The sequence below is a fragment of the Escherichia sp. E10V10 genome, assembly GCF_004211985.1.
Classification (GTDB): Bacteria; Pseudomonadota; Gammaproteobacteria; order Enterobacterales; family Enterobacteriaceae; genus Escherichia.
The window spans coordinates 409898-432674 of sequence record NZ_RHJO01000001.1; the positions used below are offsets into that span (position 1 = coordinate 409898).

Genomic DNA, 22777 nt, shown 5'->3' on the forward strand with positions numbered 1-22777 from the left:
ATGTTGAGAATGACCCCGCTTGCATCAGCAATAGTCGCGTTATTGCTCGGCATTGAAGCACATGCAACAGAAGAAACCTTTGACACCCATTTTATGATGGGAGGAATGAAAGGTGAGCAAGTAACAAATTTGCGTCTTGATGATAATCAGCCTTTACCCGGCCAGTACGACATTGATATTTATGTCAATAAGCAATGGCGTGGAAAATATGAGATTATCGTAAAAGATAACCCAGATGAAACTTGCCTGACGCGTGAAATTGTAAAGCGGTTAGGTATAAATAGCGATAATTTGGCACGCGACAAACAATGCTTAACATTTGAGCAACTTGTACAGGGTGGAAGCTACGCCTGGGATATTGGAATTTTTCGTTTGGATCTTGCTGTCCCACAGGCCTGGGTCGAAGAACTGGAAAATGGTTACGTTCCGCCAGAAAACTGGGAACGGGGAATTAATGCGTTTTATACGTCTTATTATGTAAGTCAGTATTACAGTGACTATAAAGCCTCGGGTAATAGTAAGAGTACCTATGTGCGTTTTAACAGTGGGCTAAATTTGCTGGGATGGCAGCTGCATTCTGACGCCAGTTTTAGCAAAACGGATAATAATCCAGGGGAGTGGAAAAGCAACACACTGTATCTGGAGCGTGGATTTTCTCAAATTCTCGGTACGCTGCGTATTGGTGATATGTACACGTCAGCCGATATATTTGATTCCGTTCGCTTCAGCGGGGTTCGGTTATTTCGTGATATGCAGATGTTGCCAAACTCGAAGCAAAATTTTACCCCACGGGTACAGGGGATTGCTCAGAGTAACGCGTTGGTAACTATTGAACAGAACGGTTTTGTCGTTTATCAGAAAGAGGTTCCACCAGGCCCGTTTTCGATTAGTGATTTGCAGTTAGCGGGCGGAGGTGCGGATCTTGATGTGAGTGTTAAGGAAGCCGATGGATCAGTTACTACATATCTGGTGCCTTATGCGGCAGTACCTAATATGTTGCAACCTGGCGTATCAAAATATGATTTTGCAGCGGGCCGTAGTCATATTGAAGGTGCGAGCAAGCAAAGTGATTTTGTCCAGGCAGGTTATCAGTATGGTTTTAATAATTTATTGACGCTGTATGGCGGCACGATGGTTGCTAATAATTACTATGCGTTTACCCTCGGAACAGGTTGGAACACGCGCATTGGCGCAATTTCAGTCGATGCAACTAAATCGCACAGTAAACAAGACAATGGTGATGTGTTTGACGGGCAAAGTTATCAAATTGCTTATAACAAATTTTTGAGCCAAACATCGACACGTTTTGGTCTGGCGGCCTGGCGTTATTCGTCGCGTGATTACCGCACGTTTAACGATTATGTGTGGGCAAATAATAAAGATAATTATCGTCGTGATAAAAACGATGTCTATGACATTGCCGATTATTACCAGAATGATTTTGGTCGCAAAAATAGCTTTTCCGCCAATATGAGTCAGTCATTGCCAGAAGGCTGGGGATCTGTGTCATTAAGTACTTTATGGCGTGATTACTGGGGGCGCAGTGGCAGTAGTAAAGATTATCAACTGAGTTATTCCAATAACTGGCGGCGGATAAGCTATACCCTCGCGGCAAGCCAGGCGTATGACGAGAATCATCATGAAGAGAAACGTTTTAATATTTTTATATCAATTCCCTTTGATTGGGGTGATGACGTTACGACGCCTCGTCGGCAAATATATATGTCTAACTCAACGACGTTTGATGATCAGGGTTTTGCCTCAAATAATACGGGATTATCAGGAACAGTAGGGAGTCGGGATCAGTTCAATTATGGTGTCAACCTGAGTCATCAACATCAGGGAAATGAAACGACAGCTGGAGCGAATTTAACCTGGAACGCGCCGGTGGCAACAGTGAATGGCAGTTATAGTCAGTCGAGTACTTATCGACAGGCTGGAGCCAGTGTTTCAGGGGGCATTGTCGCCTGGTCGGGTGGCGTTAATCTGGCGAACCGTCTTTCCGAAACGTTTGCTGTGATGAATGCGCCAGGAATTAAAGATGCTTATGTCAATGGGCAAAAATATCGCACAACAAACGATAATGGAGTGGTGGTATACGACGGAATGACACCTTATCGGGAAAATCACCTGATGCTGGATGTATCGCAAAGCGATAGCGAAGCAGAATTGCGCGGTAACCGGAAAATTGCCGCACCTTATCGCGGCGCGGTTGTACTGGTTAATTTTGATACCGATCAGCGCAAGCCCTGGTTTATAAAAGCGTCAAGAGCGGATGGGCAACCATTAACGTTTGGTTATGAAGTCAATGATATCCATGGTCATAATATTGGCGTTGTCGGCCAGGGAAGCCAGTTATTTATTCGCACCAATGAAGTACCGCTAGCGGTTAATGTGGCAATTGATAAGCAACAAGGGCTTTCATGCACAATCACCTTCGATAAAGAGATTGATGAAAGTAAAAATTATATCTGTCGGTGAGAGGTGGAATATGATTTTCAGAAATGGAATGTTACTAATTTTTATTTTATGGGCTAGTTTTACCTGGGCTGGATGTCGTACCACTGCATCATTAAATATTACTGATAGTATTAATGTGGGGGAGATTTTAGCGAATGAGGTTTCCTTTAGTAAAAGTGTTGTGTTTACTGGGATATCTTGTGATACGAGCACGGATAAAATAGTCTATAAAAATATCCAAAGTGATTGGGTTGAAGTCGGGCCTTTTGGTAATGGCGAAAAGTTAAAGGTTAAAATAGAGTCTTTAGGTAAAACCAGTGACACGATTGGGAAATCCAGCAATGCGCAGGCAGTATTACCCTATGTGGTTAAAATATCTAAAGGCACACCTGATTTTACTGGAGAAAGAAAACCAACCTGGTTTCTTTCAGATACTGTGATTGCAAATATTGGCGGTGAGTCATCTTCATCCATTGACTTTTGGTTGAGCATTTGTAAGACATTGAAGATTAACTGGTGTGTAAGTTATCTCACCAGTAAACTGGCGGGGGATACATTTACGCTTGGATTAAGTATTTCCTATTATCCTAAAAATACGACCTGTAAGCCTGAAAACACAATAATAAAAGTAGATGATATTGCCTTGTCCCAACTCAGAAGTCAGGGAAAGATTACGGCGAATAGTAAGGAAGGAATAATTACGTTGAAATGTGATAATCTTTTCGGCGACACAAAACAAGCATCGCGGAATATGGTCGTATATCTTTCCAGTAGTGACTTAGTTACAGGAAGCAATACAATTTTGCGCGGCAACATAGATAATGGTGTAGGATTTGTGTTGGATCTAAAAGAACCACCCAAAGGGACTGAAGCAGCCATCAAAATTTCTGCTAGCGGCGATCAGGGCGCGGCGACATCATTATGGAAAACAGATAAACCCGGGGCTTCTTTAAATAGTAATATTATTAATATACCTGTCCTGGCCAGTTACTATGTTTATGATAAAAATAAAGTAAAATCTGGCGCACTACAGGCAACCGCATTAATCAACGTGAAATACGACTAATAACAAGTAAGACGAGCAAGTGGCTAATAATAAAAAATAATAAGGTGTCTGCATTTCCCCCTCTCTCCGAGGGGGCTTTTTTTAGCGATGGTAAAAAATCTCACCGTCGTAGGCTTTAATGATTTTTCCGTCGGTATCATTGATCAGCACATATGCACCGCCCATATAGGTCCAGTGGGTTCCGGCGTCAGGTGCGGGCAGGTTACGCAACTGCCACTGCTTAATGTTGTATTCATCGGTACGGTACATTTCTGGTACGGTGTCACCTGGTTTGAAATGCTTGAAGTCAGCAATGAAACTGCTTAACTCATACTTCGAAATTCCCGAGGCATTGGTCGAACCCGCGGTGGCTGGTGCGGCCCATGCTGCGCTGGTTACCAGCAAAAGCGCACCCAGCAACATCTTATTTTTTATGGTCATATACTCTCCACTTTGGGGATCAGTAAAATCAGTCGCATATCTTTCCTGCCATACAATATAACCGACAAGAGATATTTTGTTAGTGATCCCATGATTTCGTAAAAAGTGTAAATGAAAGGATGCAGCAAAAGCATCCTCATTGAGCGAGAAGCGAGCGGAATAAGCTGATTTAAGAATCATCCTGGGCTAAAGGGATAACGAAGCCCAGGTGATTGTTTTATCTCATAATACCCATCAAGCCATGCACTCCCATATACAACCCGACTAAACCAATCAACAGACTGGAAAAATAGGGGGCGCGTTTAGCGAGAGTGTTAAATCCACTCCAGCGTTTTGCAACCTGCTGAACACTGATTGCTGCGCCAACGCCTACGGTGACCAGCGTTAACGCCAGGCCGATGCTGAAACTGACGACCAGAGTTGCACCCAATGTGAGGGCTTTCAACTGAATGCAAATCAACAACACTGTTATTGCCGCAGGGCAGGGGATAAGCCCGCCGGTTAAGCCAAACAGCAAAATTTGCCAGTTGGTGACCTCTCTACCATCAAAGCGTCGTTTAATGTCACTGGCATGGGCCAGCGCATGAGCATCCTGATACTCGTCGCTCTGACCATGTTCGTGATGATGATCATGCTCGTGGTTGTGGTCGTGATGATGGTCATGATGGTGGTGCTCATGCATATTCTCCAGCCAGTTTTGTTCACCTCGCCAGGTGCGCCAGAACATCCAGAACGCGGTGCCAATAATGATCACTGCGGAAATCAACTGGAGCCACGGCTCCGCTGACTGTGCAGTAAAGCGTTTGCTGATCACCATCCCACCAAAAGCAATCAACCAGACTACTGCCGTATGCGAAATGGTTGCCGCCAGTCCAAGCATCACCGCCTGTTTAATGGTGCCTTTAATGGCGATGATAAACGCCGCCATCATCGTTTTTGAGTGTCCTGGCTCCAGACCATGTAGTGCACCAAGTAAGATGGCGCTGGGGATGAAAAACCAGGCGTTTCCTTGCTGAAGAAGAGTTGTAAATTCGGTCATGATAATAATTCTTAGTATTAAGTCGGCGGCCTGATTCTACTCCCCCCCAGTACATGATACTACCCCCCAGTAGATTAATAGTGCTATGATTTTCCATGATCTTGTTAACCAGGTGTTGCCATGTCTCATACCATCCGTGATAAACAGAAACTGAAAGCGCGTGCCAGTAAGATTCAGGGACAGGTTGTTGCGCTCAAGAAAATGCTCGACGAGCCGCACGAATGTGCTGCTGTTCTACAACAGATTGCCGCTATCCGTGGTGCGGTAAACGGCTTGATGCGAGAAGTGATTAAAGGTCATTTGACGGAACACATTGTTCATCAGGGCGATGAATTAAAGCGTGAAGAAGATCTGGATGTCGTTCTGAAGGTGCTGGATTCTTATATCAAATAATTTATTAACGCGATTGTAAAACTGCGGTTTTTCCTCGTTTACAACGCGTGCGCTGGACATTACCATCCTCCTCTGCGATTTATCATCGCAACCAAACGACTCGGGGTGCCCTTCTGCGTGAAGGCTGAGAAATACCCGTATCACCTGATCTGGATAATGCCAGCGTAGGGAAGTCACAGACCATCAGGTCATTGCTTCTTCACGTTATGGCAGGAGCAAACTATGCAAGTCGACCTGCTGAGTTCCGCGCAATCTGCGCACGCGTTACACCTCTTTCACCAACACTCTCCCCTTGTGCACTGCATGACCAATGATGTGGTGCAAACCTTTACTGCCAATACCTTACTGGCGCTCGGTGCATCGCCAGCGATGGTTATCGAAGCCGAAGAGGCCAGTCAGTTTGCGGCCATCGCCAGTGCCTTGTTGATTAACGTTGGCACATTGACGCAGCCACGTGCGCAGGCGATGCGTGCTGCCGTTGAACAGGCAACACGATCACAAACGCCCTGGACGCTTGATCCGGTTGCGGTTGGTGCGCTCGATTATCGCCGCTGTTTTTGTCTGGAACTCCTGTCTCTTAAACCAAGCGCCATACGTGGTAATGCTTCGGAAATCATGGCATTAGCTGGCGTTGCTAATGGTGGACGGGGAGTGGATACCACTGACGCCGCAGCTAATGCGATACCCGCTGCACAAACACTGGCACGGGAAACTGGCGCAATCGTCGTGGTCACTGGCGAGGTGGATTATGTTACCGATGGTCGTCGCACCGTTGGCATTCACGGCGGCGATCCGTTAATGACCAAAGTGGTGGGAACTGGCTGTGCATTATCGGCGGTTGTCGCTGCCTGTAGTGCGTTACCAGGCGATACGCTGGGAAATGCCGCATCTGCCTGTCACTGGATGAAACAAGCCGGAGAACGCGCCGTCGCCAGAAGCGAGGGGCCAGGCAGTTTTGTTCCACATTTCCTTGATGCGCTCTGGCAGCTGACGCAGGAGGTGCAGGTATGAAACGAATTAACGCTCTGACGATTGCCGGTACTGATCCGAGTGGTGGTGCGGGGATTCAGGCCGATCTTAAAACCTTCTCGGCACTTGGCGCTTATGGTTGCTCAGTTATTACTGCACTGGTGGCGCAAAACACCCGTGGCGTGCAGTCGGTGTATCGCATTGAGCCTGATTTTGTCGCCGCCCAGCTCGATTCGGTGTTCAGCGATGTTCGTATCGACACCACTAAAATCGGTATGTTGGCGGAAACCGATATTGTTGAAGCGGTGGCAGAACGGCTGCAACGTTATCAGATCCAAAACGTGGTACTCGACACCGTTATGCTGGCAAAAAGTGGCGATCCACTGCTTTCACCTTCGGCGGTTGCCACGCTGCGCGGTCGATTATTGCCACAGGTTTCATTAATAACGCCAAACTTGCCCGAAGCTGCTGCCTTGCTCGACGCGCCACACGCGCGTAACGAACAGGAAATGCTGGAACAGGGACGTGAATTATTGGCGATGGGCTGTGGCGCAGTGCTGATGAAAGGCGGTCATCTGGATGATGAGCAAAGCCCGGACTGGCTGTTTACCCGCGAGGGTGAACAACGGTTTACCGCACCGCGCATTATGACCAAAAACACCCACGGCACTGGTTGTACGCTCTCTGCGGCGCTGGCTGCACTACGCCCGCGCCATACAAACTGGGCTGACACCGTACAGGAGGCAAAAAGCTGGCTTTCTGCGGCGTTAGCCCAGGCCGACACGCTGGAAGTTGGCCACGGGATTGGTCCGGTTCACCACTTCCACGCCTGGTGGTGAGCACCGTAGTATAGCTGCTTTGGTTATTGTCAGTCTTTGGCGCTGACATTCAGGGATGAAACCAATGCAGCTAAGAATCGCCAGTCGAAAAAAATTCACCGCTTTGATATGCGCTCTGGGGCTAATTTCCATCGTTGCGATTCATCCCCGTCAGACGGTGAATTTTTTCTATTCGACAGCAATTCAGATTAAAGACTACATCCACTTTTATGGTTATCGCCCGGTCAAATCTTTTGATATTCGTATCCCTGCCAATTACACCATTCATGGTATTGATGTTTCACGCTGGCAGGAGCGGATCGACTGGCAGCGTGTAGCAAAAATGCGCGACAACGGTATTCGTTTGCAATTTGCCTTTATCAAGGCGACGGAAGGTGAAAAGCTGGTTGACCCGTATTTTTCGCGCAACTGGCAAAGAAGCCGTGAAAATGGCCTGCTGCGTGGGGCGTATCACTATTTTTCTCCGTCGGTATCCGCTTCAGTTCAGGCCAGATTATTTCTGCAAACGGTGGATTTTGCCCACGGCGATTTCCCTGCCGTGCTGGACGTAGAAGAGCGAGGAAAATTATCGGCAAAAGAATTACGCAAACGGGTAAGTCAGTGGCTAAAAATGGTCGAAAAAAGCACGGGGAAAAAGCCGATTATTTACTCCGGAGCCGTGTTTTATCACACGAATCTGGCGGGGTATTTCAATGAGTATCCGTGGTGGGTGGCGCACTATTATCAACGTCGTCCGGACAATGACGGCATGGCCTGGCGCTTCTGGCAGCATTCCGACCGTGGACAGGTAGATGGCATTAATGGTCCAGTGGATTTTAATGTGTTTAATGGCAAGGCGGAGGAGTTGCAGGCTTTCGTTGATGGCATTAAAGAAACGCCTTAAATAACCAGCAGTGATATACTTCCTCCAGACTCCCCGGCAGGAAAAAGACAAATGGAACAAGCGCATACCCAGCTTATTGCTCAACTGAATGAGCGTATTTTAGCGGCGGACAACACGCCGCTTTATATTAAGTTTGCCGAAACGGTAAAAAATGCCGTGCGCAGCGGGGTGCTGGAACATGGCAATATTTTACCCGGCGAGCGTGATTTAAGTCAGTTAACCGGCGTTTCGCGTATTACGGTGCGCAAGGCGATGCAGGCGCTGGAAGAAGAGGGCGTGGTGACACGTTCGCGTGGCTACGGCACGCAGATCAACAACATCTTTGAATACTCGTTGAAAGAAGCGCGAGGATTTTCTCAACAGGTGGTGTTGCGCGGGAAAAAGCCCGATACGCTGTGGGTTAACAAGCGAGTGGTTAAATGCCCTGAAGAGGTGGCGCAGCAACTGGCGGTCGAAGCGGGCAGTGATGTCTTTTTGCTTAAGCGTATTCGCTATGTCGATGAAGACGCGGTATCCATTGAGGAATCGTGGGTTCCGGTGCATTTAATTCATGATGTTGATGCCATCGGAATTTCTCTTTATGACTATTTCCGCAGCCAGCACATTTACCCACAACGTACGCGTTCCCGCGTTAGCGCCCGAATGCCGGATGCTGAGTTTCAGTCACATATTCAGTTAGATAGCAAAATACCGGTGCTGGTGATCAAGCAAGTGGCGCTTGACCAACAGCAACGGCCTATTGAGTACAGCATCAGCCACTGTCGCAGCGATCTATACGTTTTTGTGTGCGAGGAGTAGTTCCTCGCGCGTCGGCGCGCAATCACCGCCGCGATTCCCGACAACCCACGATGCCACTGCATTGCCCAGTAATACGGCATCCGCCAGTGGCAGACCAGAGGCCAGCCCGGCAAGTACGCCACCTGCGTGGCTATCACCTGCGCCAATGGTGTCTACAACTTGCGTTGGAAATGCGGGAGCGCAGCCTGACGTGTTGTCGCTGAAATACCAGGCACCTTCTTTATCGAGACGAACGATCAACGACGCGGCAAATTTCTCCTGCCATTGCTTGCCAAGCGTTGTTATCTCTGCGGATAAAGCAAAACGTTCGGCGGCAATCTCAGCCTCTTGACGATTGAGTGACACGACAGGTCGACAGGCCATGATCCGCGCAAGTAATGCATCCGGGATATCGCCAATACGTGGGCCAAAATCGATAAACGGCGTCACGTCTTGCAGCTCTTCCAGCCATTGCACTAACAATTCGCCGCAGGGCGAGGCCAGTTGATAACCGGAAAAATAGAGCAGGCTGCCAGGCGCAACGGTTAATCGCGCCAGCCATTCGCGATTCCACTGATTTTCCACACCACTGAACGACATAAACGTGCGTTCACCATCCGGCTCAACCAGCGCCAGACACCATCCGTTATCGCCTTCGGCGTTATCGATCAGGCTGATTAACCCCTCTTTCGCCATCCGGTTGCGAATAATCTCCGCCCACACCCCCTGACCGAGCGGCAGGGCATTACCCGCTTCGATGCCGAGGCGCTTTAACGCCACGGCAATATTCAGTGCGCAGCCGCCAACGTTAACGCTCTGCTGTTTCAGCTCGATATCGCACCCGCGCCAGGGCAGGGCGTAAGCGTCGGCGATCACATCAATGACCGCCGCGCCAATCACCATAACCGGCTGACGCGTGGTTAATTCAGGCAGCAGCGTGTGTAATCGAGCGCCGCTCATACCGCCTCCCGTTGTTGGCGATACTTCGCCAGCGCTGTGGCATAGCGGTTGAAATCAAGCTGATTTACCGCGTCCAGTTCCGTCTTTAATGCAGAATCGATAGCGTTAACGCCATGCAACGCGCCACAAATTGCCGTCGCCATGGCTCCGATGGTGTCTGTGTCGCCGCCAAGGTTAGCGCACAGGACGGCGCAGCGATTCGGGTTGGTTTGTGCCAGTTCAACCAGCGCAATGGCGCATGGAACGGACTCAATAGTGCTGGTACCTGCGCCAACCACCTGATACAGCTGTTCGCTGGCGGATTCGGTGCCGTCGGCATTGCGCACAATTTTCAGTGCAATCTCCAGCCGCGCCGCCAGTGAGGCGCTGAACGTGGTGATGCGTTTTTGCTGTGCATGTCGCGCAATTGAAGGCAGGGAATCAACAATCGTTGACCAGCTTTCTCCGTCAATGGCACGAGAAATTGCCCACGCGATGACTACCGCACCTGCAACCGCCAGATCGGATTTATGGGTCGGGCTGGACGCCAGCGCCACATCATCAATAAAGGAATCAACATCGCGCGCCGGAAGCAAACAACCTAAGGGCGAGACGCGCATCGCTGCGCCGTTGGTCACGCCGTTGTTTTCCAGTTCAGCAACAGGTTTACCGTCGCGAATGGCGTTAAGCGCAATCTTCGAGGTCGGACCTAGCACGTTTTTGTTGAAGGCGTCGAAGCGCAGCGCCCAGTCGAGAATATTACGCCCAATCAGATCCGGATCGATCTTGCCTTCACGTTCCAGCAACGCATCCGCCAGACACAGCGCCATTGAGGTATCGTCGGTGAATTCGGCGCGGTTAAAATAACAGGCCGCGTTATTCTCCTTTGGTCCAGGCAGAAAACGGTCAATCCAGCCAAAGTGTGCTTTAACGCGGCTGCGTGGCCAAAGCTCGGAGGGCATCCCCATCGCATCCCCTAACGCCTGCCCGTAAAGAGCACCGAGAATACGTTCTGTTTTCATTTAACTTCCCCTTGTGTCAACGCAATATCGCGATCATCGACCTTGATAGCCGTAATTTCGTTGTCGGATTCGCGGAAAAAAATCATGAACAGCACGGCGATAATGGCAATCATCACCGCGCCAAAAGTCCACATCCCGGCCCAGTTGAAGGTCAGCCCGTTTACCGGTTCCTGATAAGCAAACATCTTCTCCATCATCACTCCGCCAAGACGATAGCCGAGCAAACTGCCGAAGCCCTGGCAGCAGAGCGTGATCAGCCCCTGCGCGGCGGTACGCATATGCACGGGGGCTTTTTTATCGACATAGATGTAAGCGGTAACGTAGTAAAAATCGTAACTTACGCCGTGCAGCAAAATGCCGAGGAACAGTAACGCGTAGGTAAAATATTCATCCGCACTACCGTAAATAAAGAAGCCATAACGGATCGCAGCGGTGACCAGACCAAGCAATAATACCTTTTTGATACCAAAGCGTTTGGTGAAAAACGGCAATGCCAGCATAAAGAAGATTTCAGAGAACTGGCCGAGCGTCATCCAGCCGGTGGCGTTTTTCATGCCGACTTCAGTCAGATAACCGTTGGCAAAGATGTAATAGAACGCCAGCGGCATCGCAAACAGGAATGAACAGAAGAAAAAGATGAGGAAATTTTTATCGCGCAGCAGGATAAGCGCATCCAGGCCGAGCATGACTTTAATGTCCATTTTGCCGGTGCTTTTTGGCGGCGTGTCTGGCAGGAATAAGGCAAACGCACCGAGCAATGCGGAGCTTCCTGCGGTAATTAACAGCGGAATATTGGTCGGTGAGATATCGTCATATCCCAGCATCTGAGGCAGGAATCCGCAGACCAGGCCAGAGGCAATCCAGCCTATAGTCCCCAGTACGCGAATGCGCGGAAAATCACGCTCCACATCCGGGACGTTAGCAAACGCGATACTGTTAGTCAGCGCAATGGTCGGCATATAGGTCAGTGAGTAGGCCAGCAGTAACGGGAAGAACCCGGCAAAGGTGGTCTGTTGCGCGGCGAAATACATCAGCACCGCACCGGCGAACATCAATACCGCCAGCACTTTCTGCGCCGAGAAAAAGCGGTCAGTGATGGAGCCAACCAGAATAGGTGACAGTATCGCCGCAATGGCGGTACATGCATAGGACCAGCCAATTTCTCCGGCACTGAAACCGCTTTTACTTAGCCACAGCCACAATGGCACAAACCACGCGCCCCAGATAAACCATTCAACAAACATCATGAACGACAGCTTTGCTGTTGTTTTCATCTTTTAATTCCTTCATGACAGGTAATGTAAGGTACGCGCTGACAATACCATTTAATAATACCTTTTAAATACCTTTACGGTGAAAGCTTGACCGCTGTAACACTTTTTCTGATGAATCGTGCCAACAGAAAACGCTGAAAAAACAGCCGAAAGATGGAAAAACTCGTCCGTAACGACCAGGATTATGATTGCCCGCAAAAGGTGGGCCAGGACAATCCATAGCCGATATCCAATCGGAATTTACGGGAGCATAGTAATGACAGATATTGCGCAGTTGCTTGGCAAAGACGCCGACAACCTTTTACAGCACCGTTGTATGACTATTCCTTCTGACCAGCTTTATCTCCCCGGACATGATTACGTAGACCGCGTGATGATTGACAATAATCGTCCGCCAGCGGTGTTACGTAATATGCAGACGCTCTACAACACCGGGCGTCTGGCTGGCACAGGATATCTTTCTATTCTGCCGGTTGACCAGGGCGTCGAGCACTCTGCCGGAGCTTCATTTGCCGCTAACCCGCTCTACTTTGACCCGAAGAACATTGTGGAACTGGCGATCGAAGCGGGCTGCAACTGTGTGGCGTCAACTTACGGCGTGCTGGCGTCGGTGTCGCGGCGTTACGCGCACCGCATTCCATTCCTCGTCAAACTTAATCACAACGAGACGCTAAGTTACCCGAACACCTACGATCAAACGCTGTATGCCAGCGTAGAGCAGGCGTTCAACATGGGCGCGGTGGCGGTTGGCGCGACCATCTATTTTGGCTCGGAAGAGTCACGTCGCCAGATTGAAGAAATTTCTGCGGCCTTTGAACGTGCGCACGAGCTGGGCATGGTGACAGTGCTGTGGGCCTATTTGCGTAACTCCGCCTTTAAGAAAGATGGTGTTGATTACCATGTTTCCGCCGACCTGACCGGCCAGGCGAACCATCTGGCGGCGACCATCGGTGCAGATATCGTCAAACAAAAAATGGCGGAAAATAACGGCGGCTATAAAGCGATTAATTACGGTTACACCGACGATCGCGTGTACAGCAAGCTGACCAGCGAAAACCCGATTGATCTGGTGCGTTATCAGTTAGCTAACTGCTATATGGGGCGCGCAGGGTTGATTAACTCCGGCGGCGCTGCGGGCGGTGAAACTGACCTTAGTGATGCGGTGCGTACTGCGGTCATCAACAAACGCGCTGGCGGAATGGGGCTGATTCTCGGCCGTAAAGCGTTCAAGAAATCGATGGCTGACGGCGTGAAACTGATTAACGCCGTGCAGGACGTTTATCTCGATAGCAAAATTACTATCGCCTGATACGCTTCATACGAACAGCACTGCCCCGTAGGCCGGATAAGGCGTTTACGCCGCATCCGGCATAAAAACACGCGCACTTTGTTACGGCTTCCCCCCCCGGGAGGCCGTTTTTTTTGCCTTCATTCCTGTATTGGTTTTCATATTGTCGTTTTTGTGATCGTTATCTCGACATTTAAAAACAAATAATTTCATTATGTTTTGAAATCGAAAATAAACGATAGGATATGAAAATGTACGTGGTATCGACAAAGCAGATGCTAAACAACGCGCAGCGCGGCGGTTACGCGGTTCCTGCATTCAATATTCACAATCTCGAAACGATGCAAGTAGTGGTGGAAACCGCTGCCAACCTGCAGGCACCGGTCATTATCGCTGGAACGCCCGGTACATTTACTCATGCTGGTACAGAAAATCTGTTGGCGCTGGTCAGTGCGATGGCGAAGCAATATCACCATCCATTGGCAATTCACCTCGACCATCACACTAATTTTGAAGATATAGCTCAGAAAGTCCGCTCCGGCGTGCGCTCGGTGATGATTGACGCTTCGCATCTGCCTTATGCGCAAAACATTGTTCGAGTCAAAGAAGTAGTGGATTTCTGCCATCGCTTTGATGTCAGCGTCGAAGCGGAGCTGGGGCAACTTGGCGGCCAGGAAGATGATGTGCAAGTCAATGAAGCTGATGCGTTGTACACCAACCCCGTTCAGGCACGGGAATTTGCCGAGGCAACCGGGATTGATTCCCTGGCGGTTGCCATCGGCACGGCTCACGGTATGTACGCCAGCGCACCGGCGCTTGATTTTTCTCGACTGGAGAACATTCGCCAGTGGGTGAACTTACCGCTGGTGCTGCATGGCGCGTCAGGATTATCGACTAAGGATATTCGGCAAACCATCAAACTGGGGATATGCAAAATCAACGTTGCAACGGAGCTGAAAAATGCCTTCTCGCAGGCGTTAAAAAATTACCTGACCGAGCACCCTGAAGCGACTGATCCCCGGGATTATTTGCAGTCGGCTAAATCCGCAATGCGCGATGTGGTGAGCAAAGTGATTGCCGATTGTGGCTGCGAGGGCAGGGCATAACGCACCTGCCATTTAACAAGGAAAAAACATGAAAACGTTAATTGCCCGGCATAAAGCTGGTGAACATATCGGCATATGTTCAGTCTGTTCTGCACATCCGTTGGTTATCGAAGCGGCTCTGGCATTTGATCGCAACAGCACACGCAAAGTGCTGATTGAAGCAACGTCAAACCAGGTCAATCAATTTGGCGGTTATACCGGAATGACACCGGCGGACTTTCGCGAATTTGTTTTCGCGATTGCCGATAAAGTCGGATTTGCACGTGAGCGTATTATTCTCGGCGGCGACCATCTGGGGCCGAACTGCTGGCAGCAGGAAAAGTCAGATGTGGCGATGGAAAAATCCATTGAGCTGGTAAAAGCATATGTTCGTGCGGGATTCAGTAAAATTCACCTTGATGCGTCAATGTCCTGCGCGGGGGATCCCATACCGTTAGCGCCAGAAACGGTTGCGGAACGAGCTGCTGTGCTTTGCTTTGCTGCGGAAAGTGTGGCGACAGATTGCCAGCGTGAGCAACTGAGCTATGTCATTGGCACCGAAGTTCCGGTTCCGGGCGGTGAGGCCAGCGCCATTCAGTCAGTACACATCACCCAGGTTGAAGATGCCGCCAATACTTTACGTACGCATCAAAAGGCCTTTATTGCCCGTGGTCTGGCTGAGGCGTTAACACGCGTGATTGCCATTGTGGTGCAGCCAGGCGTGGAATTTGATCACAGCAATATTATCCATTATCAGCCGCAAGAAGCGCAGGCGCTGGCTGAATGGATAATCAACACCAAAATGGTTTATGAAGCACATTCTACCGATTATCAGACCCGGACGGCTTATCGGAAATTAGTGCGCGATCACTTTGCCATATTGAAAGTCGGCCCGGCATTAACCTTTGCTTTACGCGAGGCGATATTTTCGCTGGCGCAAATTGAAAAGGAACTTATTGCCCCCGAAAATCGCAGCGGTTGCCTGGCGGTAATTGAAGAAGTGATGTTCGACGAACCGCAGTACTGGAAGAAATATTATCGTACGGGTTTTAACGATTCATTATTGGATATTCGTTATAGTCTTTCGGATCGTATTCGTTATTACTGGCCGCATAACCGGATTAAACATAGCGTCGAAACGATGATGGCGAATCTGGAAGGTGTGGACATCCCACTGGGCATGATTAGTCAGTATCTTCCCAAACAATTTGAACGCATTCAGTCCGGGGAATTATCAGCAATACCGCATCAGCTGATTATGGATAAAATTTATGATGTTTTGCGTGCCTATTGCTACGGCTGTGCGGAATGAGGACGGCATATGACTAACCTGTTTGTTCGTAGCGGAATTTCTTTTGTCGATCGTAGCGAAGTTTTAACCCATATCGGTAATGAGATGCTCGCGAAAGGTGTGGTTCATGATACCTGGCCACAGGCATTAATTGCCAGAGAAGCAGAATTCCCTACCGGGATAATGCTTGAGCAGCACGCCATTGCAATACCGCATTGTGAGGCGATTCATGCTAAGTCGTCAGCCATTTATCTGTTAAGGCCAACAAATAAAGTTCATTTTCAGCAAGCGGATGATGATAACGACGTGGCGGTATCGTTGGTTATTGCGTTGATTGTGGAAAATCCGCAGCAGCAATTGAAACTTTTACGCTGTTTATTTGGCAAGTTACAACAGCCCGATATCGTCGAGACACTAATCACTCTTCCTGAAACCCAGTTAAAGGAATATTTCACAAAGTATGTTTTAGATTCAGACGAATAAATCCCTCTGTAACAATAAAAAGGACTATTTATGAAACGCAAGATTATTGTCGCTTGCGGAGGCGCGGTTGCGACCTCTACGATGGCGGCGGAAGAAATTAAAGAGTTGTGTCAGAGTCATAATATTCCTGTTGAATTAATCCAGTGTCGGGTTAATGAAATAGAAACTTATATGGATGGCGTGCATTTGATATGCACCACTGCCAAAGTGGATCGTAGTTTTGGCGATATTCCGTTAGTTCACGGCATGCCTTTTATTTCTGGTGTCGGTATCGAAGCATTACAAAATAAAATTCTGACTATCTTACAGGGGTGACCTATGTTTTCAGAAGTCATGCGTTATATTCTCGACCTCGGCCCTACGGTCATGTTGCCGATTGTCATCATTATTTTTTCTAAAATATTAGGCATGAAGGCAGGCGATTGCTTTAAAGCGGGTCTGCATATCGGGATTGGCTTTGTGGGCATTGGCCTTGTGATTGGCTTAATGCTGGATTCCATTGGCCCAGCGGCGAAAGCGATGGCGGAAAATTTTGACTTAAATCTGCATGTGGTCGATGTTGGCTGGCCGGGATCATCTCCAATGACCTGGGCGTCGCAAATCGCGCTGGTGGCGATTCCGATTGCGATTCTGGTTAACGTGGCAATGCTACTGACCCGGATGACGCGGGTGGTGAATGTTGATATCTGGAATATCTGGCATATGACCTTCACCGGCGCGTTGCTGCATCTGGCAACCGGTTCATGGATGATTGGGATGGCGGGTGTGGTAATTCACGCGGCGTTTGTTTATAAGCTCGGCGACTGGTTTGCCCGCGATACCCGTGATTTCTTTGAGCTGGAAGGCATTGCTATTCCACACGGTACGTCGGCGTATCTGGGACCCATCGCGGTACTGGTGGATGCCATTATCGAGAAAATCCCTGGCGTTAACCGAATTAAATTTAGCGCCGACGATATTCAGCGCAAATTTGGTCCTTTTGGCGAACCTGTCACCGTGGGGTTTGTGATGGGGCTGATTATCGGCATCCTCGCGGGTTACGATGTCAAAGGTGTATTGCAACTGGCGGTAAAAACGGCGGCAGTCATGCTGCTGATGCCACGGGTGATTAAACCCATCATGGATGGCTTAACACCTATTGCGAAGCAGGCTCGCAGCCGTTTGCAGGCGAAGTTCGGCGGTCAGGAGTTCCTGATTGGCCTTGATCCGGCATTGCTGCTGGGGCATACGGCGGTAGTATCGGCAAGCCTGATTTTTATCCCGCTCACCATTTTAATTGCTGTTTGTGTCCCAGGTAATCAGGTGCTGCCGTTTGGCGATCTTGCAACTATTGGCTTCTTTGTGGCGATGGCAGTCGCCGTGCATCGTGGAAACCTGTTCCGCACCTTAATCTCGGGCGTCATCATCATGAGCATCACCCTTTGGATTGCGACGCAAACTATTGGTCTGCACACTCAACTGGCTGCCAATGCGGGCGCATTAAAAGCCGGAGGTATGGTGGCTTCGATGGATCAAGGCGGTTCTCCCATTACCTGGTTATTGATTCAGGTTTTCTCCCCGCAAAATATTCCCGGTTTCATTATTATCGGCGCCATTTATCTCACCGGTATTTTCATGACCTGGCGTAGAGCGCGCGGCTTTACCAAACAAGAGAAAGCCGCTATCGCAGAATAATTTTTACCTGAGGGGGAGAATATCCCCCTTAACAACTCAGGAGTTTTTATGAAATCAGTGGTGAATGATACTGATGGTATCGTGCGCGTTGTAGAAAAACTTATTCCTGAAATTAATCATCAGGATGAGGTGCGGGTAAAAATTGCCAGCTCGGGGGTATGTGGTTCCGATTTGCCCAGAATTTTTAAAAATGGTGCACATTATTATCCAATAACGTTAGGCCATGAATTTAGTGGCTATATTGATGCGGTGGGAACCGGTGTTGATGATTTACAACCTGGCGATGCAGTTGCCTGTGTGCCGTTATTACCCTGTTTTAATTGCCCGGAGTGTCTGAAAGGGTTTTATTCCCAGTGTGCGAAATATGATTTTATTGGTTCGCGACGTGATGGCGGATTTTCCGAATATATTGTCGTTAAGCGAAAAAATGTTTTTCCACTACCCGCGGATATGCCTATTGAGGATGGTGCTTTTATTGAACCGATTACCGTTGGCCTGCATGCTTTCCATTTAGCGCAAGGTTGCGAGAATAAAAACGTTATTATTATTGGTGCCGGAACCATTGGCCTGCTGGCCATTCAGTGCGCTGTCGCGCTGGGGGCAAAGAGTGTGACGGCTATCGACATTAGCCCAGAAAAACTGGCACTGGCAAAATCCTTCGGCGCTATGCAAACATTTAACAGTAGCGAAATGAGCGCGGCGCAAATGCAGAGCGTTTTACGCGAACTGCGCTTCAACCAGCTTATCCTCGAGACAGCAGGCGTACCGCAAACCGTCGAACTGGGGGTGGAAATCGCCGGACCTTACGCACAACTGGCACTGGTGGGAACGTTACATCAGGATCTGCATTTAACATCAGCGACATTTGGCAAAATATTGCGTAAAGAGCTGACGGTTATCGGCAGTTGGATGAACTACTCCAGCCCGTGGCCTGGGCAGGAGTGGGAAACGGCGAGCCGGTTGCTGACAGAACGTAAGTTAAGCCTGGAGCCATTAATCGCTCACCGTGGAAGCTTTGAAAGCTTCGCCCAGGCGGTGCGTGACATTGCTCGCAATACCATGCTGGGTAAAGTGTTGCTCATTCCCTGAAACCGTGGGCCAGCGTGATGCTGGCCCGGTATTGTGCAAAACAGATCATTCACCAATGGTCCCCCTTCGTTTACACTAGTCACAATTGAATATGGGTAAATGACGATGAATTCATTCGAGCGAAGGAATAAGATCATCCAATTAGTGAATGAACAGGGAACCGTGCTTGTTCAGGATCTGGCGGGAATATTTGCTGCATCGGAAGCGACAATTCGAGCCGATTTGCGCTTTCTCGAACAAAAAGGCGTGGTCACGCGCTTTCATGGCGGTGCGGCAAAAATAATGTCCGGTAATAGTGAAACCGAGGCGCAGGAAGTCGGGTTTAAAGAGCGATTTCAGTTAGCCAGCGCACCGAAAAACAGAATTGCGCAGGCGGCAGTAAAAATGATCCACGAAGGTATGACGGTTATCCTCGATAGCGGAAGTACGACAATGCTTATCGCTGAAGGGTTAATGACTGCTAAAAATATCACGGTGATCACCAATAGCCTTCCTGCTGCATTTGCCCTTTCTGAAAATAAAGACATCACTTTGGTGGTTTGTGGTGGTACGGTGCGCCATAAAACGCGATCTATGCATGGTTCTATTGCTGAACGTTCCCTGCAGGATATTAATGCCGATTTAATGTTTGTGGGTGCTGATGGGATTGATGCGGTTAATGGTATTACGACCTTTAATGAAGGTTATTCCGTTAGCGGTGCTATGGTGACAGCGGCGAATAAAGTTATCGCAGTTCTCGACTCAACAAAATTTAACCGTCGTGGATTTAATCAGGTACTGCCAATCGAAAAAATCGATATTATTATCACCGATGATGCTGTATCAGAGGTCGATAAACTGGCATTGCAGAAGACACGGGTGAAATTAATTACGGTGTAGTATTGTTCTGTAGGCCGGATAAGGTGTTTACACCGCATCCGGCATTACGGATTCTCCCTGGTTCAAGAGAGAATAGTTTGATTAACGCAATAATGGACAATCTGGTGGTAATCGACAACGCAACGCCGCCGGAAGTATTTCAATATGAAAGTTTTGTCCGCTCAACGGTTCGCCATCAAGATTAAAAGTGATTTCGTGTGGTGCTTGTATATCGAACCACGCCGAAGCACCTTCGATAATATTCGGGTTATCTTCGTCAGATTTTAATGTGGATACGAGGGCCGGAAGAATTTCATCTCCGGTGAAAATACGCAACTGCAACAAGCCATCATTAATCAGCGCATTTGGGCATAACTGCTGACCGCCACCGGCCTGACGCCCGTTGCCAATACCAATAACCAGCGCATCGCCTTGCCAGTGAAAATTTTCACCACGGATTTCGCAGCGGTCCGGTTGCAGTGTATCCATGCGCATTAAGCCGTGAATGATGTAAGAGACGCCACCCAGCGCGGCTTTTAATTTCTCTGGCGTCTCCGTGGTGATGCGCGTACCAAATCCGCCCGTCGCCATGTTGATAAAACAGGTTTGTTTGTTGACCTGCGCCATATCAATCGCAATAGCGTTACCGGCAATCGCCAGTTTCAACGCCTTATCCAGCGCCTCAGGGATCCCCACGCTGGTGGCGAAATCATTCGCTGTACCTAGCGGCAAAATTCCCAAAGCAGGAATGTCATCGCCTTCACACTGAATCAACGCCGTGGAGACTTCATTAATGGTGCCATCACCACCGCCTGCTATCACCGTCGCGACGCTAAGTTGGCGCGCTTCAGTCACAAAACGCGCGGCATCACCTTTCTCCCAGGTGACCCGTACATGGATCGTTATTCCTTCCTCACGCAACAGCATAATCGCCTCGCGCAATGTTTCATTGTCAGCACTTTTGCCGTTAAGAATCAGCAAACTGGCGGGAAAATCGGCCATCGTCGTATGCCTTTATTATTGATCTTTAGAAAGTGTAGAGCAGAAAAGAGAAGGTGGAGTCAGAACAGGATGAAAGTCGTGGTGCAAAAAAATAAGCCTGCGTAAGGGAGATTACACAGGCTAAGGAGGTGGTTCCTGGTACAGCTAGCATTTTATGGGTTATGTTTTTCAGCGAAACGGATGATAACCTTAATAAATGCAGCTGTATGTGATCGGTTTCTAAGAATTTTCTATCTGGGAAAAATACTTGAAATTAATCACTTGCCGTGCGGGTTACGCGTGGTTTCCCCAGAGAAATTACGCATCAGCAGCGCGTAGTTCAGTTCGAGATCCTGTGGGACCGGGAGCCACACAGTATAACCATCGCCCGGCGCAACCGGCATCGCTTCGCCTTTGGCGTTTTCCATATGCTCAAGGGTAAAGTTGATATTGCCCTGTGGAGTCATCAGCTCAAGGCTGTCGCCAACGGAGAATTTGTTTTTAACCGCTACCGCCGCGAGGTCGCCTTTACGCTCACCGGTAAACTCACCAACAAACTGCTGGCGGTCAGAAACGGAATAACCGTATTCGTAGTTCTGGTAATCATCATGCGTATGGCGACGCAGGAAACCTTCGGTATAGCCGCGATGCGCCAGACCTTCCAGCGTCTCCAGCAGGCTGGTGTCGAACGGTTTGCCCGCAGCGGCATCATCGATAGCTTTACGATAAACCTGCGCGGTGCGTGCACAATAGTAGAAAGATTTGGTGCGGCCTTCGATTTTCAGCGAATGCACGCCCATTTTGGTCAGGCGTTCAACGTGGGCGATAGCGCGCAGATCTTTCGAGTTCATGATGTAAGTGCCGTGTTCGTCTTCAAACGCGGTCATATACTCACCCGGACGCTGGGCCTCTTCGATCATAAACACTTTGTCGGTTGGCGCGCCGATACCCAGCGTCGGTTCAACGTTTTGCACCGGAATCGGCTCGTATTTGTGTACGATGTTGCCGACGTCATCTTCTTTACCTTCCTGGACGTTGTACTCCCAGCGGCAGGCGTTGGTGCAGGTGCCCTGGTTCGGGTCGCGTTTGTTGATATAACCAGAGAGCAGGCAGCGACCGGAGTAGGCCATGCACAGTGCGCCGTGAACGAAGATTTCGAGCTCCATATCCGGCACCTGATTGCGGATCTCTTCAATCTCTTCCAGTGATAGTTCACGGGAGAGGATAACGCGGGTCAGGCCCATTTGCTGCCAGAATTTTACCGTCGCCCAGTTTACGGCGTTAGCCTGCACGGAAAGGTGGATCGGCATTTCAGGGAAGTGCTCACGCACCAGCATAATCAGCCCAGGATCGGACATAATCAGCGCATCCGGCCCCATTTCCACTACCGGTTTCAGGTCACGGATAAAGGTTTTCAGCTTAGCGTTGTGCGGCGCAATGTTGACCACGACATAAAACTTTTTCCCCAGCGCATGGGCTTCATTGATGCCGAGCTGAAGATTTTCGTGGTTGAATTCGTTGTTGCGCACACGCAGGGAGTAACGCGGCTGACCCGCATAAACAGCATCTGCGCCATAAGCGAAAGCGTAACGCATATTTTTCAGCGTTCCCGCCGGGGAAAGGAGTTCCGGTTTAAACATAATTCTCTCGTTCTGATGACAGGTCAGATCCGCTTCACCTGATGAAGCGGTTAGGGGAGTGTCCCCACTTTAAGGGCGGGCATTGTAGCGCAATTGGTGGGGTTGGCTCCAGTGTAAATGTCTGGTCGTCTCCTGGTTTTGGTAAGGATGCGAATAACGATAATTTCTTCGGCACTTGCAGGAAATAAATAACGTGGCGTTCAAAAAGAAGAATAAAAATTCTTTCATCTAATATGAAACTTATCCTCCCATTATTTTAATGGCGAGGATTGATCCTTAGCATCAATAAGCCAGTGTTTATTAGAAA

The 22777-nt window shown here is 49.1% G+C and carries 22 protein-coding genes and 1 riboswitch; of the genes, 15 read left to right on the forward strand and 7 right to left on the reverse strand.

The genetic code is table 11. From position 1 onward, the window contains the following. Together D9736_RS01795 and D9736_RS01800 are read left to right on the forward strand one after the other, a co-directional pair. Entirely contained in the window at positions 1–2481 is a 2481-nt protein-coding gene (locus D9736_RS01795; RefSeq protein WP_130257546.1) for a fimbrial biogenesis outer membrane usher protein, read from the forward strand. 10 nt (positions 2482–2491) lie between these two features. Beyond that, the gene (locus D9736_RS01800) at positions 2492–3526 is read left to right on the forward strand and encodes a fimbrial protein (RefSeq protein ID WP_130257807.1); all 1035 of its coding nucleotides are present in this window, start codon (positions 2492–2494) and stop codon (positions 3524–3526) included. A gap of 81 nt (positions 3527–3607) precedes the next feature. On the opposite strand, the gene rcnB is transcribed toward D9736_RS01800, so the two are convergent. Together rcnB and D9736_RS01810 are read right to left on the reverse strand one after the other, a co-directional pair. Then, a complete protein-coding gene (rcnB, locus tag D9736_RS01805; protein WP_000153060.1) occupies positions 3608–3946 on the reverse strand; it encodes a Ni(II)/Co(II) efflux transporter accessory subunit RcnB in 339 nt (112 codons plus the stop codon). Between the two features lie 217 nt (positions 3947–4163). Then, positions 4164–4985, reverse strand: coding sequence for a nickel/cobalt efflux protein RcnA (locus D9736_RS01810; RefSeq protein ID WP_130257547.1), 822 nt, complete (start codon positions 4983–4985; stop codon positions 4164–4166). A gap of 120 nt (positions 4986–5105) precedes the next feature. Between D9736_RS01810 and rcnR the strand changes: the two genes are divergently transcribed. The 5 genes from rcnR (at position 5106) to D9736_RS01835 (ending at position 8867) form a co-directional block, all read left to right on the forward strand. Continuing rightward, a complete protein-coding gene (gene rcnR, locus D9736_RS01815) occupies positions 5106–5378 on the forward strand; it encodes a Ni(II)/Co(II)-binding transcriptional repressor RcnR (protein ID WP_000019944.1) in 273 nt (90 codons plus the stop codon). A 91-nt stretch (positions 5379–5469) separates the two neighbouring features. Then, positions 5470–5566: riboswitch (TPP riboswitch) on the forward strand. Positions 5567–5600: 34 nt separating this feature from the next. After that, positions 5601–6389, forward strand: a complete 789-nt coding sequence (gene thiM / locus D9736_RS01820) for a hydroxyethylthiazole kinase (protein ID WP_130257548.1) — start codon at positions 5601–5603, stop codon at positions 6387–6389. Beyond that, complete coding sequence (gene thiD, locus D9736_RS01825) at positions 6386–7186, forward strand: bifunctional hydroxymethylpyrimidine kinase/phosphomethylpyrimidine kinase (RefSeq protein WP_130257549.1); 801 nt, start codon at positions 6386–6388, stop codon at positions 7184–7186. The genes thiM and thiD overlap by 4 nt, the downstream gene beginning before the upstream one ends. Positions 7187–7250: 64 nt before the next feature. Further along, positions 7251–8069: a glycoside hydrolase family 25 protein gene (locus tag D9736_RS01830; protein WP_130257550.1), complete on the forward strand. Its 819-nt coding sequence runs from the start codon at positions 7251–7253 to the stop codon at positions 8067–8069. 51 nt (positions 8070–8120) lie between these two features. Next, positions 8121–8867, forward strand: coding sequence for a GntR family transcriptional regulator (locus D9736_RS01835; RefSeq protein WP_130257551.1), 747 nt, complete (start codon positions 8121–8123; stop codon positions 8865–8867). Here the strand turns inward: D9736_RS01835 and D9736_RS01840 are convergent. From D9736_RS01840 to D9736_RS01850, 3 genes are read right to left on the reverse strand one after another with little or no spacing between them, the layout of a single operon-like run. Continuing rightward, positions 8841–9806: a carbohydrate kinase family protein gene (locus tag D9736_RS01840; protein WP_130257552.1), complete on the reverse strand. Its 966-nt coding sequence runs from the start codon at positions 9804–9806 to the stop codon at positions 8841–8843. The two genes, D9736_RS01835 and D9736_RS01840, sit on opposite strands and share 27 nt — an antisense overlap. Further along, positions 9803–10807: an ADP-ribosylglycohydrolase family protein gene (locus D9736_RS01845; RefSeq protein ID WP_130257553.1), complete on the reverse strand. Its 1005-nt coding sequence runs from the start codon at positions 10805–10807 to the stop codon at positions 9803–9805. The genes D9736_RS01840 and D9736_RS01845 overlap by 4 nt, the downstream gene beginning before the upstream one ends. Continuing rightward, positions 10804–12081, reverse strand: coding sequence for a nucleoside permease (locus D9736_RS01850; protein WP_130257554.1), 1278 nt, complete (start codon positions 12079–12081; stop codon positions 10804–10806). Before D9736_RS01850 ends, D9736_RS01845 begins: the two co-directional genes overlap by 4 nt. Positions 12082–12337: 256 nt before the next feature. Here D9736_RS01850 and fbaB point away from each other — a divergent pair, with 256 nt between their 5' ends. From fbaB to D9736_RS01890, 8 genes are all read left to right on the forward strand, one after another. Continuing rightward, positions 12338–13390, forward strand: coding sequence for a class I fructose-bisphosphate aldolase (gene fbaB / locus D9736_RS01855; RefSeq protein ID WP_000129551.1), 1053 nt, complete (start codon positions 12338–12340; stop codon positions 13388–13390). A 230-nt stretch (positions 13391–13620) separates the two neighbouring features. Further along, on the forward strand, positions 13621–14475 hold the full coding sequence (gatY, locus tag D9736_RS01860; RefSeq protein ID WP_130257808.1) for a tagatose-bisphosphate aldolase subunit GatY: 855 nt from the start codon (positions 13621–13623) through the stop codon (positions 14473–14475). Between the two features lie 28 nt (positions 14476–14503). After that, the gene (gene gatZ / locus D9736_RS01865) at positions 14504–15766 is read left to right on the forward strand and encodes a tagatose-bisphosphate aldolase subunit GatZ (protein WP_130257555.1); all 1263 of its coding nucleotides are present in this window, start codon (positions 14504–14506) and stop codon (positions 15764–15766) included. A 9-nt stretch (positions 15767–15775) separates the two neighbouring features. Then, a complete protein-coding gene (gatA, locus tag D9736_RS01870; RefSeq protein ID WP_000182899.1) occupies positions 15776–16228 on the forward strand; it encodes a PTS galactitol transporter subunit IIA in 453 nt (150 codons plus the stop codon). A gap of 30 nt (positions 16229–16258) precedes the next feature. Beyond that, complete coding sequence (gene gatB, locus D9736_RS01875) at positions 16259–16543, forward strand: PTS galactitol transporter subunit IIB (RefSeq protein ID WP_033805236.1); 285 nt, start codon at positions 16259–16261, stop codon at positions 16541–16543. A 3-nt stretch (positions 16544–16546) separates the two neighbouring features. Further along, positions 16547–17902 carry a PTS galactitol transporter subunit IIC gene (locus D9736_RS01880; RefSeq protein ID WP_130219344.1) on the forward strand — a complete coding sequence of 452 codons (1356 nt, stop codon included), beginning with the start codon at positions 16547–16549 and terminating at the stop codon, positions 17900–17902. Between the two features lie 48 nt (positions 17903–17950). Beyond that, positions 17951–18991, forward strand: a complete 1041-nt coding sequence (gatD, locus tag D9736_RS01885) for a galactitol-1-phosphate 5-dehydrogenase (protein ID WP_130257556.1) — start codon at positions 17951–17953, stop codon at positions 18989–18991. Positions 18992–19096: 105 nt separating this feature from the next. Then, entirely contained in the window at positions 19097–19870 is a 774-nt protein-coding gene (locus D9736_RS01890; RefSeq protein WP_205712905.1) for a DeoR/GlpR family DNA-binding transcription regulator, read from the forward strand. Positions 19871–19951: 81 nt separating this feature from the next. Here D9736_RS01890 and yegS read toward each other — a convergent pair whose 3' ends face one another. Then, on the reverse strand, positions 19952–20851 hold the full coding sequence (gene yegS / locus D9736_RS01895) for a lipid kinase YegS (protein WP_130257557.1): 900 nt from the start codon (positions 20849–20851) through the stop codon (positions 19952–19954). Positions 20852–21108: 257 nt separating this feature from the next. After that, entirely contained in the window at positions 21109–22470 is a 1362-nt protein-coding gene (yegQ, locus tag D9736_RS01900; RefSeq protein ID WP_000476029.1) for a tRNA 5-hydroxyuridine modification protein YegQ, read from the reverse strand. Positions 22471–22777 lie beyond the last annotated feature (307 nt).

Coding starts and splice junctions, on each gene's coding strand:
- D9736_RS01890 (WP_205712905.1), top strand. CDS start 19,097: ATGAATTCATTCGAGCGAAGGAATAAGATCATCCAATTAGTGAATGAA.
- rcnR (WP_000019944.1), top strand. CDS start 5,106: ATGTCTCATACCATCCGTGATAAACAGAAACTGAAAGCGCGTGCCAGT.
- yegS (WP_130257557.1), bottom strand. CDS start 20,851: ATGGCCGATTTTCCCGCCAGTTTGCTGATTCTTAACGGCAAAAGTGCT.
- D9736_RS01840 (WP_130257552.1), bottom strand. CDS start 9,806: ATGAGCGGCGCTCGATTACACACGCTGCTGCCTGAATTAACCACGCGT.
- thiM (WP_130257548.1), top strand. CDS start 5,601: ATGCAAGTCGACCTGCTGAGTTCCGCGCAATCTGCGCACGCGTTACAC.
- gatY (WP_130257808.1), top strand. CDS start 13,621: ATGTACGTGGTATCGACAAAGCAGATGCTAAACAACGCGCAGCGCGGC.
- gatA (WP_000182899.1), top strand. CDS start 15,776: ATGACTAACCTGTTTGTTCGTAGCGGAATTTCTTTTGTCGATCGTAGC.
- D9736_RS01830 (WP_130257550.1), top strand. CDS start 7,251: ATGCAGCTAAGAATCGCCAGTCGAAAAAAATTCACCGCTTTGATATGC.
- gatD (WP_130257556.1), top strand. CDS start 17,951: ATGAAATCAGTGGTGAATGATACTGATGGTATCGTGCGCGTTGTAGAA.
- thiD (WP_130257549.1), top strand. CDS start 6,386: ATGAAACGAATTAACGCTCTGACGATTGCCGGTACTGATCCGAGTGGT.
- D9736_RS01850 (WP_130257554.1), bottom strand. CDS start 12,081: ATGAAAACAACAGCAAAGCTGTCGTTCATGATGTTTGTTGAATGGTTT.
- gatZ (WP_130257555.1), top strand. CDS start 14,504: ATGAAAACGTTAATTGCCCGGCATAAAGCTGGTGAACATATCGGCATA.
- D9736_RS01880 (WP_130219344.1), top strand. CDS start 16,547: ATGTTTTCAGAAGTCATGCGTTATATTCTCGACCTCGGCCCTACGGTC.
- gatB (WP_033805236.1), top strand. CDS start 16,259: ATGAAACGCAAGATTATTGTCGCTTGCGGAGGCGCGGTTGCGACCTCT.
- yegQ (WP_000476029.1), bottom strand. CDS start 22,470: ATGTTTAAACCGGAACTCCTTTCCCCGGCGGGAACGCTGAAAAATATG.
- rcnB (WP_000153060.1), bottom strand. CDS start 3,946: ATGACCATAAAAAATAAGATGTTGCTGGGTGCGCTTTTGCTGGTAACC.
- D9736_RS01810 (WP_130257547.1), bottom strand. CDS start 4,985: ATGACCGAATTTACAACTCTTCTTCAGCAAGGAAACGCCTGGTTTTTC.
- D9736_RS01800 (WP_130257807.1), top strand. CDS start 2,492: ATGATTTTCAGAAATGGAATGTTACTAATTTTTATTTTATGGGCTAGT.
- D9736_RS01795 (WP_130257546.1), top strand. CDS start 1: ATGTTGAGAATGACCCCGCTTGCATCAGCAATAGTCGCGTTATTGCTC.
- fbaB (WP_000129551.1), top strand. CDS start 12,338: ATGACAGATATTGCGCAGTTGCTTGGCAAAGACGCCGACAACCTTTTA.
- D9736_RS01845 (WP_130257553.1), bottom strand. CDS start 10,807: ATGAAAACAGAACGTATTCTCGGTGCTCTTTACGGGCAGGCGTTAGGG.
- D9736_RS01835 (WP_130257551.1), top strand. CDS start 8,121: ATGGAACAAGCGCATACCCAGCTTATTGCTCAACTGAATGAGCGTATT.